General features: G+C 74.4%; 11 protein-coding genes. 9 read left to right on the forward strand and 2 right to left on the reverse strand.

What is annotated here, in order from left to right; translation table 11 throughout:
- Positions 1-4: 4 nt before the first annotated feature.
- Positions 5-745: a response regulator transcription factor gene (locus tag ASF50_RS07655; protein ID WP_056903956.1), complete on the reverse strand. Its 741-nt coding sequence runs from the start codon at positions 743-745 to the stop codon at positions 5-7.
- A gap of 139 nt (positions 746-884) precedes the next feature.
- Between ASF50_RS07655 and ASF50_RS07660 the strand changes: the two genes are divergently transcribed.
- From ASF50_RS07660 to ASF50_RS07680, 5 genes are all read left to right on the forward strand, one after another.
- Positions 885-1,352 carry a hypothetical protein gene (locus ASF50_RS07660; RefSeq protein WP_156718142.1) on the forward strand — a complete coding sequence of 156 codons (468 nt, stop codon included), beginning with the start codon at positions 885-887 and terminating at the stop codon, positions 1,350-1,352.
- 58 nt (positions 1,353-1,410) lie between these two features.
- Entirely contained in the window at positions 1,411-2,751 is a 1,341-nt protein-coding gene (locus tag ASF50_RS07665) for a glutamine synthetase family protein (RefSeq protein WP_056903958.1), read from the forward strand.
- Between the two features lie 56 nt (positions 2,752-2,807).
- Positions 2,808-3,623: a type 1 glutamine amidotransferase gene (locus tag ASF50_RS07670; RefSeq protein WP_082502856.1), complete on the forward strand. Its 816-nt coding sequence runs from the start codon at positions 2,808-2,810 to the stop codon at positions 3,621-3,623.
- Positions 3,620-6,601, forward strand: coding sequence for a bifunctional [glutamine synthetase] adenylyltransferase/[glutamine synthetase]-adenylyl-L-tyrosine phosphorylase (locus tag ASF50_RS07675; RefSeq protein WP_082502858.1), 2,982 nt, complete (start codon positions 3,620-3,622; stop codon positions 6,599-6,601). Before ASF50_RS07670 ends, ASF50_RS07675 begins: the two co-directional genes overlap by 4 nt.
- 86 nt (positions 6,602-6,687) lie before the next feature.
- Positions 6,688-7,467: an isocitrate lyase/PEP mutase family protein gene (locus ASF50_RS07680; RefSeq protein WP_056903960.1), complete on the forward strand. Its 780-nt coding sequence runs from the start codon at positions 6,688-6,690 to the stop codon at positions 7,465-7,467.
- Positions 7,468-7,495: 28 nt separating this feature from the next.
- On the opposite strand, the gene ASF50_RS07685 is transcribed toward ASF50_RS07680, so the two are convergent.
- The gene (locus ASF50_RS07685) at positions 7,496-8,536 is read right to left on the reverse strand and encodes a glycosyl hydrolase family 18 protein (RefSeq protein ID WP_056903961.1); all 1,041 of its coding nucleotides are present in this window, start codon (positions 8,534-8,536) and stop codon (positions 7,496-7,498) included.
- A 48-nt stretch (positions 8,537-8,584) separates the two neighbouring features.
- Here ASF50_RS07685 and ASF50_RS07690 point away from each other — a divergent pair, with 48 nt between their 5' ends.
- From ASF50_RS07690 to ASF50_RS07705, 4 genes are all read left to right on the forward strand, one after another.
- Positions 8,585-9,037, forward strand: a complete 453-nt coding sequence (locus ASF50_RS07690; protein WP_056903962.1) for an NUDIX domain-containing protein — start codon at positions 8,585-8,587, stop codon at positions 9,035-9,037.
- On the forward strand, positions 9,034-9,990 hold the full coding sequence (locus tag ASF50_RS07695; protein ID WP_228942101.1) for an SMP-30/gluconolactonase/LRE family protein: 957 nt from the start codon (positions 9,034-9,036) through the stop codon (positions 9,988-9,990). Before ASF50_RS07690 ends, ASF50_RS07695 begins: the two co-directional genes overlap by 4 nt.
- A gap of 18 nt (positions 9,991-10,008) precedes the next feature.
- Positions 10,009-11,964 carry a 1-deoxy-D-xylulose-5-phosphate synthase gene (dxs, locus tag ASF50_RS07700; RefSeq protein ID WP_082502860.1) on the forward strand — a complete coding sequence of 652 codons (1,956 nt, stop codon included), beginning with the start codon at positions 10,009-10,011 and terminating at the stop codon, positions 11,962-11,964.
- A gap of 135 nt (positions 11,965-12,099) precedes the next feature.
- Positions 12,100-13,596 (forward strand): amino acid permease, encoded by a 1,497-nt coding sequence (locus ASF50_RS07705; protein WP_056904288.1) that lies wholly within the window; start codon positions 12,100-12,102, stop codon positions 13,594-13,596.
- The last annotated feature ends 25 nt before the right edge of the window (positions 13,597-13,621 follow it).

Raw genomic sequence — 13,621 nt, forward strand, 5'->3', positions numbered from 1 at the left:
CGGCTCAGACGTCGCCGGTGTCGGTGCCGGTGTCGGTGCCGGTCACGGCCCGGGGTGTGTCCTCGGGGGCGGCGAGGCGCACCCCGACCCCGCGCACGGTGTGGAGGTAGCGCGGCTGCGAGGCCGACTCGCCGAGCTTGCGGCGCAGCCAGGACAGGTGCACGTCGACGGTCTTGTCGGAGCCGCCCCAGGCCTGGTTCCACACGTCGGTGAGGAGCTCCTTCTTGGTGACCACCTCGCCCTCGCGCTCGGCGAGGTGGCGCAGCAGGTCGAACTCGCGCGGGCTCAGGTCGACCGGGGCGCCGTCGAGGGTGGTGCGACGGGCGGCGACGTCGATCTCCAGCCCACCCACCACCAGCGAGGTGCGTGGTGCGCGCGCGCCGAAGCCGACGCGTCGCATGACCGCGCGGATGCGGGCCTCGAGCTGGGCGGTCGTGTAGGGCTTGACGACGTAGTCGTCGGCACCGGCGTCGAGGCAGCTCACCAGCGTGGGGTCGTCGTCGCGGGCGCTGGCCACGATCACGGGCACGTCGCTGACCGAGCGCAGCATCGAGAGCACCTGCGTGCCGTCGACGTCGGGCAGCCCGAGGTCGAGGATCACCAGGTCGGGGCGGGTCTCCACGGCCATGCTGAGGCCCTGCATGCCGGTGGGCGCGGAGGAGACGGCGTAGCCGCGCTCGCCCAGCGAGCGCATCAGCAGCGGGCGGATGCGCGCGTCGTCCTCGATGATCAGCACCTGCGCCACACCGCCGAACCTAGGCCATCGGGCCCCGGGCGGCGCTCACCCCGCCGGACCGTGGTCGCGGCGCGCCTTAGCCTGGCCTTAACCCTCGCTTGGGGTGCCCCTGGGGACAGGCGGCGCCCGGATCCGCGACCATGGAGGCGTGGACACAGGGGTGCGCACGGGCGACTGGCGCCGGGTGGTGGGCTACGCCCTCGCCTGGGGCCTGGCCGCCGCGCTCGCCGTGACCATCGGCGTGCTCGCGGTGACCTCGCTGGGCGACAGCATCCGCGGCCGCGGGCCGCTGGGCAGCAACGAGCTGATCCGCAACGCCGAGCAGGACGACGACGCCCCCTACGACCCGCAGGGCGAGAGCATCCGCACGGTCGTGCGCGACGAGTTCGGCGGCTTCGTCGTGGAGTGCCAGGGCTTCACCGCCATCGGCGTCGAGCCCCGCCCGGCCCGGGGGTGGACGACCGTGAGCTACGAGACCGGTCCGGACGACGACGTCGACGCGATCTTCACCAGCGGCGCCCGCTCGATCGAGGTCGAGGTCTTCTGCAACGCCGGTGTGCCGACGGTGGCCGAGATCGAGCGCAAGACCCTGCCGTCGCAGGCCGACGCGGGCTGAGCACCGCCTGCCGAGCCCCACCTGCTCGGAGCCCCGCGGCGGCACTAGGCTGCGCCGCATGGGCAAGCAAGAGGACTTCGTACTCCGGGCGCTCGAGGAGCGCGACGTCCGCTTCGTGCGGCTGTGGTTCACCGACGTGCTGGGCTCGCTGAAGTCCGTGGCGGTCGCGCCGGCCGAGCTCGAGGGCGCCTTCAGCGAGGGCATCGGCTTCGACGGCTCGGCCATCGAGGGCTTCGCGCGCGTCTACGAGGCCGACATGCTGGCCAAGCCCGACCCGTCGACCTTCCAGATCCTGCCGTGGCGCAGCGGCGACGGGCCGGCCACGGCGCGGATGTTCTGCGACATCCTCATGCCCGACGACTCCCCGTCGTACGCCGACCCGCGCTTCGTGCTCAAGCGGACCCTGTCGAAGGCGGCCGAGAAGGGGTTCACCTTCTACACCCACCCCGAGATCGAGTTCTACCTCTTCAAGGACATGCCCGGTCGCGGCGAGGAGCCGGTGCCGGTGGACCGCAGCGGCTACTTCGACCACACCGCGCAGTCCGAGGGCGCCGACTTCCGCCGCGAGGCGATCACGATGCTGGAGTCGATGGGCATCTCGGTGGAGTTCAGCCACCACGAGGCCGGCCCCGGCCAGCAGGAGATCGACCTCCGCTACGCCGACGCGCTCTCCACCGCCGACAACATCATGACCTTCCGCACCGTGATCCGGGAGGTGGCGCTGAGCCAGGGCATCTGGGCCAGCTTCATGCCCAAGCCCTACACGACCCACCCCGGCTCGGGCATGCACACCCACGTCTCGCTCTTCGAGGGCGACGAGAACGCCTTCTACGAGGCCGGCTCGCAGTACTCCCTCTCGCGCACCGGACGTCAGTTCATCGCCGGCATCCTGCGCCACGCCCCCGAGATCTCCGTGATCACCAACCAGTGGGTCAACTCCTACAAGCGGATGATGTTCGGCGGCGAGGCCCCCTCCTACATCTGCTGGGGCCACAACAACCGCTCGGCGATGATCCGGGTGCCGATGTACAAGCCCAACAAGGGCCAGTCGACCCGCATCGAGCTGCGCACCATCGACGCCGCCTGCAACCCCTACCTCGCCTACGCCGTGGTGCTGGCCGCCGGCATGAAGGGCATCGAGCACGACTACGAGCTGCCCCGCGAGGCCGAGGACGACGTCTGGTCGCTCACCGAGCGCGAGCGCACCAGCCTGGGGATCGCGCCGCTGCCGAAGAACCTCAACGACGCGATCTCGATCGCCGAGGACTCCGAGCTGCTGGCCGACACCCTCGGCGAGAGCGTCTTCGACTTCTTCCTGCGCAACAAGCGCGCCGAGTGGGACGAGTACCGCGGCCAGGTCTCGGCCTTCGAGCGCGACCGGATGCTGCCGGTCATCTGAGCCCGACCCGACCGCCGGCTCCACCCGCACCGCCCGACCGACGGAGAGGACTCCCGATGTCCCGCGCGACCGATCCCGCTCCTGGCACCGCTCCTGACACCGCTCCTGACACCGCGCCCCCCGGCGCGCGCCGGCGGCCCCGGGTGCTCGTGGTGCAGCACCAGGAGGACTGCCCGCCGGCCCTGGTCGGTCGCTGGCTGGAGGAGGCCGGCGCCGAGCTCGACGTGCGCCACCCCTACCGCGGCGACGCGCTGCCCGCCGACGTCGCCGCGCACGACGCGCTGCTGGTGCTCGGGGGGTCGATGGGGGCCGACGACGACGCCGACCACCCGTGGCTGGCCCCCACCAAGCAGCTGGTCCGTACGGCGACCCGCGCCGAGACGCCCGTGCTCGGGGTGTGCCTGGGCCACCAGCTGGTGGGCCGGGCGCTCGGCGGCCGCGTGGACCGCAACCCCCGCGGCCAGCAGGTCGGCCTGCTGGAGACCGGCTGGACCGCCGCCGCGGCCGACGACGCCCTGGTCGGCCCGGTCGCCCCCGGCGCCCGCCGCGGGGTGCACTGGAACGACGACCTCGTGGTCGAGCTGCCGCCCGGCGCGGTCGTGCTCGCCGAGACGCCGGCGGGGGAGGCGCAGGTCGTGCGCCACGCCCCCGGGGCGTGGGGGGTGCAGCTGCACCCCGAGGTCGACGCCGCGGTGGTGCGCGCGTGGGCCGTCGGCGACGCCGAGCGCCACGCCGCCCGCGGGGTCGACCAGGCCGCGGTGATCGCCGAGGTCGACGCCGCGCGGGCCGAGCTCGACGCGGCCTGGCGCCCGCTCGCGCAGGCATTCGCCGACGTCGCGGCGGGCGACCGCGAGGCGGCGCGACAGCGGTGAGCGGCCCGCCGGCGGCACCCGCCCCGCAGAACCTCTCCCGGCTGGGCTTCCTCGACCCGCAGGCCGCCCGCGAGGGGCTCACCGCGCTGGGGGAGGCCGCCGAGCCGCTGCTGGCCATCGTGGCCGGCACGGCCGACCCCGACCAGGCCCTCGCCGGGCTGGTGCGCCTCGTCGAGGGCCTCGACGACCCTGCTGCGATGCTGCGCGAGATCGCCGACGACGAGGGCACCGCGATGCGCCTGCTCAGCGTGCTCGGCGCCAGCACCGCCCTGGCCGAGCACCTCGCGCGCCACCCGGAGCACTGGACCGAGCTGACCGACCCCGCGATCGGGTGCACGCGTCCCGCGGCGTACGCCCTGCGCGAGGACATGCTGCGCGTGGTGGGCGCTGACCCCGCGGACCCCACGCCGACCGCCACCGTGGTCGACCCGGTGGCCGTCGACGCGCTGCGCGTGGAGTACCGCCGGGTCCTGCTGCGCCTGGCCGCGCGCGACCTCTCCCACCACCTCGGCGTCGACGACGTCGCCGCCGAGCTCTCCGACCTCGCCGCCGCCACCCTGGAGGCCGCCCTCGCCGTCGCCCGCCAGCGCGTGGGGGAGGGCGCGGGCCTGGCCCGGCTCGCCGTCATCGCGATGGGCAAGTGCGGGGGCCACGAGCTCAACTACGTCTCCGACGTCGACGTGGTCTTCGTCTACGAGGCCGTCGAGGGCGCCTCCGACAACGCCGCCAACCGCGCCGCGACCCAGCTGGCCGCCCACCTGATGCGCATCTGCTCCGACCCCACCGGCGAGGGTGAGATCTGGCCCGTCGACGCCAACCTGCGCCCCGAGGGCAAGTCGGGCCCGCTGGTGCGCACCCTGGCCAGCCACGAGGGCTACTACCAGCGCTGGGCCAAGACCTGGGAGTTCCAGGCGCTGCTCAAGGCCCGCCCGGTGGCCGGCGACCGCGCGCTCGGGCGCGCCTACGTCGACACCATGGGCCCGCTGGTGTGGACCGCGGTCGAGCGGGAGGGCTTCGTGGAGGAGACCCAGGCGATGCGCCGCCGCGTCGTCGACCACATCCCCAGCCGCGAGGCCGAGCGCCAGCTCAAGCTCGGCTCGGGGGGCCTGCGCGACGTGGAGTTCGCGGTGCAGCTGCTGCAGATGGTGCACGGTCGTGCCGACCCCTCGATCCGACCGCCCACGACCCTGAGCGCGCTGGCACGTCTGACCCGCGGCGGCTACATCGGCCGCGAGGACGGCGAGGCGCTGCACGAGGCCTACGCCTTCCTGCGCACCCTGGAGCACCGGATGCAGCTGCACCAGCTGCGCCGGCTGCACGTCGTGCCGGCCGACGAGGCCTCGATGCGCCGGCTCGGGCGCAGCATGGGCTACCTGCGCGACTCCGCCACCGCTCTCGACAAGGAGTGGCAGCACCACCGCCGTGAGGTGCGCCGGCTGCACCAGAAGCTGTTCTACCGCCCGCTGCTCGGCGCCGTGGCCCTGCTGCCGGGCGAGGAGGCCCGGCTCTCGCCCGAGGCCGCCCGCGCCCGCCTCGCCGCCCTGGGCTACCTCGACCCCGAGGCCGCGCTGCGCCACCTCGAGGCGCTCACGGGCGGGGTCTCGCGCGCCGCCAACATCCAGCGCACGCTGCTCCCGGTGATGCTGCAGTGGTTCGCCGAGGGCCCCGACCCCGACGCCGGGCTCTTCGGCTTCCGTCGCATCAGCGAGAGCCTGGGCGGGTCGCCGTGGTACCTCCAGACCCTGCGCGACGAGGGCCAGGTCGCCGAGCGGCTCGCCCACGTGCTCGCCACGTCGCGCTACGCCACCGCCCTGCTCGAGCGCGAGCCGCAGGGGGTGCGGATGCTGGGGGAGTCGCTGGCCCCCCTGGCCGCCGAGGCGCTCAGCGAGGAGATGCTCTCCGGAGCCGCGCGCCGCGAGGACCCCGACAAGGCCGTGCGGGCCGTGCGGGCCATCCGGCGCCGCGAGCTCTTCCGCATCGCCGCCGGCGACCTGCTCGGCCTCACCGACGTCACCAAGGTCGGGGCCGGGCTCTCCCGCCTCACCGACGCCACCCTGGAGGCCACGCTGGCGGTCGCCGGCGCCGCCGTACGCCGCCAGCGCCGGCTCGACGCGGCGCCCACCCGGCTGGCGATCGTGGCGATGGGGCGCTACGGCGGCTTCGAGCTGTCCTACGGCAGCGACGCCGACGTGATGTTCGTCCACGAGCCCGAGCCCGGCGCCGACCCCCACGTCGCCTCGACCTACGCCCAGGCCGTGGCCAACGAGGTGCGCCGGCTGCTGGCGGCCCCCGGCCACGACCCCGCCCTGGTCGTCGACGCCGACCTGCGCCCGGAGGGCAAGCAGGGCCCGCTGGTGCGGACCCTCGACTCCTACGCCGCCTACTACGCCAAGTGGTCGGCGGTGTGGGAGTTCCAGGCGCTGCTGCGCGCCGACGCGGTGGTCGGCGACGAGGGCGTGCGCCGGCGCTTCGAGGAGCTCGTCGACCCGCTGCGCTACCCCGCGGACGGTCTCTCCGAGGACGACGTGGTCGAGGTGCGGCGGATCAAGGCCCGCGTCGACCAGGAGCGCCTGCCCCGCGGCGCCGACCCCGCCACCCACCTCAAGCTCGGTCGCGGCGGGCTGGCCGACATCGAGTGGACCGTCCAGCTGCTGCAGATGCGCTGGGCCGGCACCGTGCCCGGGCTGCGCACCTCGCGCACGCTGCCCGCGCTCGCCGCGGCGCGCGACGCCGGGCTGGTCTCCGAGGACGACGCCGAGGCGCTCACCGAGGGCTGGCGCCGGGTCAGCCGGATCCGCAACGCCATCACCCTGGTGCGTGGCGGCCCCAGCGACCAGCTGCCGCGCGACCCCCGCGAGCGCGCCGCCGTGGCGAGCATCCTGGGCTACCCGCCGAGCGGCTCGGAGGAGATGCTCAACGACCACCTGCGCCAGACCCGGATCTCGCGCTCGGTGGTGGACCGCGTCTTCTGGGAGTGAGCCGCCCGGTCGGTCCGCGGCGGCGCTCCCGCCGGCCCACCGACGGGTGAGGACGCGCGGCGGGGGGCGTGGCTAGCGTCGAGACCATGACCAGCACCCCTGACCAGGCCACCCGACTCCTCCAGCTGCACCGCGACCCCGCGCTGCTCACGGTCGTCAACGTGTGGGACGCCATCAGCGCCCGCGTCGTCGCCGACACCCCCGGCACGCAGGCGCTCGCCACCGCGAGTCACTCGATCGCGGCCTCGTGGGGCTACGAGGACGGCGAGAACATCCCGCTCGACCTCATGCTGGAGGCGGTCGGGCGCATCGTCGCCACCACCGACCTGCCCGTCACCGCCGACCTCGAGGGAGGGTACGGCGACGCCGCCGCCACCGTCCGCCGCGCGATCGGCGTGGGCGTGGTGGGCGCCAACCTCGAGGATCAGCTGCGTCCCCTCGACGAGGCGGCCGCGCAGGTCGCCGCCGTGATGGAGGCCGCCCGCGCCGAGGGCGTGCCCGACTTCGTGCTCAACGCCCGCACCGACGCCTTCGTGCTCGGCGGCGACCGCGACCCCGAGGAGGTCCTGCGCGACGCCGTCGAGCGCGGCCGGGCCTACCTCGACGCCGGCGCCCCGCTGGTCTTCGTGCCCGGCCCGCTCACCGAGAGGCAGGTGACGACCCTGGTCGAGGCCTTCGGCCCGCAGCGCCTCACCACCATCGGCCTGCCCGGCACCCCCTCCCTGGCGCGCCTGGAGGAGCTCGGCGTCGCGCGCGTGTCCTACGGCCCGATGTCGCAGCGGGTCGCCCTCACCGCGCTCCAGGAGCTGGTCGAGGAGGTCCACCGCGGCGGCGGCGTGCCGTCGTCGATGCGCCCGCTGAACTGACCGTCCGGCGCGGCGCCCCCGGGTCGCCTCAGCCCGGCGCGGGCAGGGTGTCGGCGGAGCCGACGCGCCACACGGCGAGGCCGTGCAGGCCCAGCTCGGCGGCCAGGGCGCGACGCACGGCGTAGGACCGGGCGTCGGACCACCAGAGCCGGGTGCCGTCGGAGAGCCGCGCGGTCCACTCGCCCTCCGCGGCCCGCCAGCGCGCCGTGGCGCCGTCGGCCTCGACCAGCTGGCGCGCCCGTCGCACCAGCACGGTGTGGCCGGTGCCGCGCCGCGGCCAGGTGTAGCCGTAGCCGGCGACACCCAGGTCGAGCATCGCGGCGGGCACCTGCTCGAGCGCCGCGGTCACGCTGCGGCGCTGCCAGTCCAGTCCGCCGACCGGCCCCGGCCCCGACCAGGTGGGTCCGTGCTGGTCGTAGGTCATCAGCTGCACGAGGTCGACGACGTCGGCGACCTCCCCGAGGCGGTAGCCACCCTCGAGGTAGCCCTCCCGCGACGTGCGCGCGGAGACGTCGACCGACAGCGCCGCGGCCTGCGGCAGGCGGGCGCGCAACGCCTCCAGCAGCGAGACGAGCCCCCGGCCGTGGCGACGGCGCATCGACTCGAGGTCGACGTTGACACCGTCCCAGCCCTGGTCGGTCACCACGCGCGCGACGACCCGCGCCACGTGGCGCACGTGCGCCGGCTCGAGGAGCAGCCGGCCCACGGCGCGGGTGTCGAAGCCGCCGAGGCGGTTGCTGTAGTTGCTGAGCACCAGCTCCGCGCGCAGGCCCTCGGCGTGGGCGGTGCGCAGGAGCCGGGTCATGTCCGCGGTCGGACGCCCCACCCCGTCGCCGTCGGCGTGGAGGCCGACACCGGCCACGGTGAGCGTGTCCAGGCCCGCGGCGTTGCGTGCGACGAGACGGTCCGAGGCGCTGCCCACGGCGTACCCCGTGACCACCAGGCCGGGGTCGTCCGCGGTGGGGGCCGCGGGCTCCGCCGCGGGGGCCGGCGCCGCGAGGGTCAGCGGGAGCAGGAGCGCGAGGAGCGCGGTCAGGACGGGTGTGGCGCGGGCGACGGGTCGGTGCACCGCCCCAGGCTCCCACGAGCCGGTCCCCGCGCGGTCTAGGTTGGCGGGGTGAGCGAGGACGCGAAGCGGTTCGGGTGCGTGGTGCTGGTCGACCGGCGGGGGTGGCTGCTGCTCCAGGAGCGCGACGAGCGCCCGCGCATCGACCCCGAGAAGTGGGGCCTGTGCGGGGGGCACCTCGAGCCCGGTGAGGGCTGGGCCGAGGGCGCGGCGCGCGAGCTGGCCGAGGAGACCGGCATCGTGGTGGCGCCCGAGGAGCTGCGCCTGCTGCGGGAGCTGCAGGTGCACCACGCGGCCTACGGCACCACCGACCCCGTCGCGGTCTTCGTGGCCGCCACCGACCTCACCGACGACGACGTCGTGCTGGGGGAGGGGCGCCGGATCGTGTTCGTCGAGCCCGAGCAGGCCCGGCGCCTCGACCTCGGGGGGAGCGCGAGCATCGCGGTGCCCGAGCTGCTCGACTCCGCGCTCTACCGCGAGCTCGGCGCGGGGGTGTGGTGGTGAGCGCCGCCCGCGGCGGGGGCGCCGGCGCCCCCGTGCCCCGGGTGCACGCCGTGCCCGGGCCGGGAGCCGAGGACGTCGTGGTGGCGACCGGCGGCCGGCACGAGGGCTCGGTCTACACCGGCACCGCCGACGGTGCCCTGTGGCGGGTGTCCCACGACGGCTCGCACCTCGAGCGCGTGGCCCGCACCGGCGGACGGCCCCTCGGCCTCGAGGTCGACCCCGAGGGCCGGCTGCTGGTCTGCGACGCCCACCGCGGCCTGCTGCGGGTCGACCCCGCCACCGGCACCGTCGAGCCGCTGCTGGCCGAGGTCGGCGGACGGCGCATGGTCTTCTGCAACAACGCCGCGATCGGCGACGACGGCACCGTCTGGCTCAGCGACTCCTCCACCCGCTTCGGCATCGAGCGGTGGAAGGACGACCTGGTGCAGGACACCCGCACGGGGCGGCTGCTGCGCCTCGACCCCGACGGCTCGGTCACCGTGGCCCTCGACGGGCTGGCCTTCGCCAACGGCGTGGCGCTCGCCGCCGACGGGTCCTACGTCGCGGTCGCCGAGACCGCCGCGCGCACCGTGGTGCGGCTGTGGCTCACCGGCCCCCGTGCCGGCAGCCGCGACCACCTGGCCACCGACCTGCCGGGCTACCCCGACAACATCGCCCGCGGCAGCGACGGGCTGGTCTGGGTCACGATCGCCAGCCCCACCGACCCCGTCGTCACCCGGCTCCAGCAGGGCCCCGCCTGGCTGCAGCGCGCCGCCACCCGGCTGCCCGCCCCGCTGCAGCCCAAGCCAGCCCGCACGCTGCGGGTGCAGGCCTACGACGACGCGGGCCGGCTCGTGCACGACGTCGACGGCGACGCGGGCGGCTACCACATGGTGACCGGCGTGCGGGAGCACGAGGGCCGGGTGTGGCTGGGGAGCCTGCACGAGTCGGCGATCGCGGTGGTCGACCTGTGAGGTCGTAAACTCGGGCCCATGGGACTCCTCGAGCAGATCACCGGACCCCGCGACCTGCGCGACCTGGCCGACGACGAGCTCGACGCCCTGGCCTCCGAGATCCGTGACGTGCTCGTCGCGACGTGTGCGCGCACCGGGGGCCACCTCGGCCCCAACCTCGGCGTGGTGGAGCTGACCCTGGCCGTGCACCGGGTCTTCGACAGCCCCCACGACCGCGTCGTGCTCGACACCGGCCACCAGTCCTACGTGCACAAGCTGCTCACCGGTCGCGCCGGGGACTTCGACGGCCTGCGCCAGGAGGGTCGCCTCTCGGGCTACCCCAGCCAGGCCGAGTCGCCCCACGACATCGTCGAGAACTCCCACGCCTCCACCGCGCTGTCCTACGCCGACGGGCTGGCCAAGGCCTACGCCATCCGGGGCGAGGACCGCCACGTCGTCGCGGTCATCGGCGACGGCGCGCTCACCGGCGGCATGGCCTGGGAGGCGCTCAACAACATCGCCGTCGCCCAGGACAGCCGGCTGGTCATCGTGGTCAACGACAACGGCCGCTCCTACACCCCCACGATCGGCGGCCTGGCCACCGCGCTGACGTCGCTGCGCACCAACCCGCGCTACGAGCAGCTGCTCGACCAGGTCAAGAAGCGGCTCAACTCCGTGCCGGCGGTCGGCGGCGCGGCCTACGACGCCCTCCACGCGGTGAAGAAGGGCCTCAAGGACGCCCTCGCGCCCCAGGGCCTCTTCGAGGACCTCGGCCTGAAGTACGTCGGCCCCGTCGACGGCCACGACCGCGCGGCCATGGAGCACGCACTGGCCCAGGCCAAGCGCTTCGGCGGCCCGGTCATCGTGCACGCGCTCACCCGCAAGGGCTTCGGCTACGACGCCGCGGAGCGCCACGAGGCCGACCAGTTCCACTCCCCGGGGCCCTTCGACGTCGACACCGGCGAGGAGAACCCCAAGGGCCGCATCTGGACCGACGTCTTCGCCGACGAGATCGTCCACATCGGCCAGCGCCGCAAGGACGTCGTCGGCATCACCGCGGCGATGATGCACCCCGTGGGCCTCCACCACTTCCAGGCGCGCTTCCCCGAGCGCACCTTCGACGTCGGCATCGCCGAGCAGCACGCCGCCACGTCGGCCGCCGGCCTGGCGATGGGCGGGCTGCACCCGGTCTTCGCCGTCTACGCCACCTTCCTCAACCGCGCCTTCGACCAGGTGCTGATGGACGTCGCGCTGCACCGCTGCGGCGTCACCTTCGTGCTCGACCGCTCCGGGGTCACCGGCGACGACGGCGCCAGCCACAACGGCATGTGGGACATGTCGATGCTCCAGCTGGTGCCGGGGCTGCGGCTGGCCGCGCCCCGTGACGCGACCCGGCTGCGCGAGCTGCTCAACGAGGCCGTGGAGGTCGACGACGCCCCCACGGTGGTGCGCTTCCCCAAGGGTCCGCCGCCCGAGGACGTCGAGGCCGTCGACCGGGCGGGGGGCGCCGACGTGCTCGTGCGCTCCGGTGCCCGCGACGTGCTCGTCGTCGGCGTGGGCTCGATGGCGACGACCGCGGTGCAGGTGGCCGAGCGGCTCACCGCCCAGGGCATCGGCGTCACCGTCGTCGACCCCCGCTGGGTCAAGCCCGTCGACCCCGCGATCGTCGACCTGGCCCGCGAGCACCGCCTCGTGGTCAGCATCGAGGACAACGGCGTGGTGGGCGGCTGCGGCGCCGTGCTGCTGCAGACCCTCAACGAGGCCGGTGTGACCACCCCCGTGCAGCTGCACGGCGTGCCCCAGGAGTTCCTCGACCACGCCAAGCGCGGGGTGATCCTCGAGCGCATCGGCCTGACCCCGCAGACCCTGGCGCTGGGGATCGTGGAGCGGATCTCCGCCCTCGACGGCCCCGCGTCCGCTGCGGAGCCCGTCGAGCCCGTCGAGCCCGTCGAGCCCGTCGAGCCCGTCGAGCGCAGCGCCGAGGGCTCGCGGTAGCGGTGGCGTGCAGCGGTCCGACCCTCTCCGGGGGGTAGGGACAGCCCGGTGGCGGCGGTGGTGGTCGCGGATCCACCGCGCGACCCGCCCGGGGGACGCTCGCGACGAGCGCGGGTGGTGCTCTACGGTCTCCGGGTGAGTCGCACACGCACCGGTCTCCTGCGCACCAAGTCGATCGAGCAGTCGCTGGCCTCGGGGGACGACCCCGAGTTCGCGCTGAAGAAGAACCTCACCGCCCTCGACCTCACGGTCTTCGGCGTCGGCGTCGTGATCGGCGCCGGGATCTTCACCCTCACCGGCCGGGTCGCCGCCGACTACGCCGGGCCCGGGGTGGTGTTCTCCTTCGGCATCGCCGCGATCTGCTGCGCGCTGGCCGCGCTCTGCTACGCGGAGTTCGCCTCGACGCTGCCGATGTCGGGCTCGGCCTACACGTTCTCCTACGCCACGCTCGGCGAGCTGGTGGCGTGGATCATCGGCTGGGACCTGCTCCTCGAGTTGATGCTCGGAGCGAGCGTGGTGGCCCAGGGGTGGAGTACCTACTTCGTCACGCTGCTCGACCAGCTGGGCGTCACCTGGCCCGCCTCACTCGGCCCCGACGCCACGTTCAACCTCGCCGCCTTCCTGCTGGTGGCCGTGCTCGGCGCCCTCATCGCCTTCGGCATCAAGGAGAGCCTGCGCGTCAACCTGGTGCTCGTCGCGGTCAAGCTCTTCGTGGTGCTCTTCGTCATCGTGGCCGGCCTGTTCTACATCGACGGCAGCAACTACACCCCCTTCGTGCCCGACGCCGCCGGCACGGCCGAGACCGGTGGCACCTGGCTGACCGCCCCGCTCGTGCAGCTGCTCTTCGGCATCGAGCCGCAGGTCTACGGCGTCCTGGGCGTCGTGTCGGCGGCCTCGGTCGTCTTCTTCGCCTACATCGGCTTCGACGTCGTCGCCACCACCGCCGAGGAGGCCCGCAACCCGCAGCGCGACCTGCCGCGCGGCATCCTGGGCTCGCTGGCGATCTGCACGGTGCTCTACATCGCCGTCGCCCTGGTCATCGTGGGCATGGTCAACTACCGCGACATCGACCCCGAGGCCGCGCTCGCCCGGGCCTTCATCGACCGCGGCCAGGACGGCATCGGCACGCTGATCTCGGCCGGCGCCGTGGCTGGTCTCACCACCGTGGTCATGACGCTGATGATCGGTGCCGTGCGCGTCTTCTTCGCGATGGCCCGCGACGGCCTGCTGCCGGTCAAGCTCGCCCGTGTCGACCGCCGCACCGGCACGCCGCTCACCATCACCATCGGCATCGTCGTCGTGGTGGCCCTGGTGGCCTCCCTCACGCCGATCGGCAAGCTGGAGGAGATGGTCAACATCGGCACGCTGACCGCCTTCCTCCTGGTCTCGCTGGCCGTGCCGGTGCTGCGGCGCAGCCGCCCCGACCTCGAGCGCTCCTTCCGGGTGCCGCTCTCGCCGGTGCTGCCGGTGCTCTCGGCGCTGATCTGCTTCTACCTGATGCTCAACCTGAGCGCGGAGACCTGGCTGCGCTTCCTGGTGTGGATGGCGCTCGGCTTCGCCCTCTACTTCGTCTACGGCCGCAGCCACGCCAAGCTCGGCCGCGCCGAGGCCGGCGCCGCGGCGCGCGACTGACCGCAGCCAGGGGAGGACCTCCGAC

It is taken from the genome of Nocardioides sp. Leaf307, assembly GCF_001423135.1.
Taxonomy (GTDB): Bacteria; Actinomycetota; Actinomycetes; order Propionibacteriales; family Nocardioidaceae; genus Nocardioides; species Nocardioides kribbensis.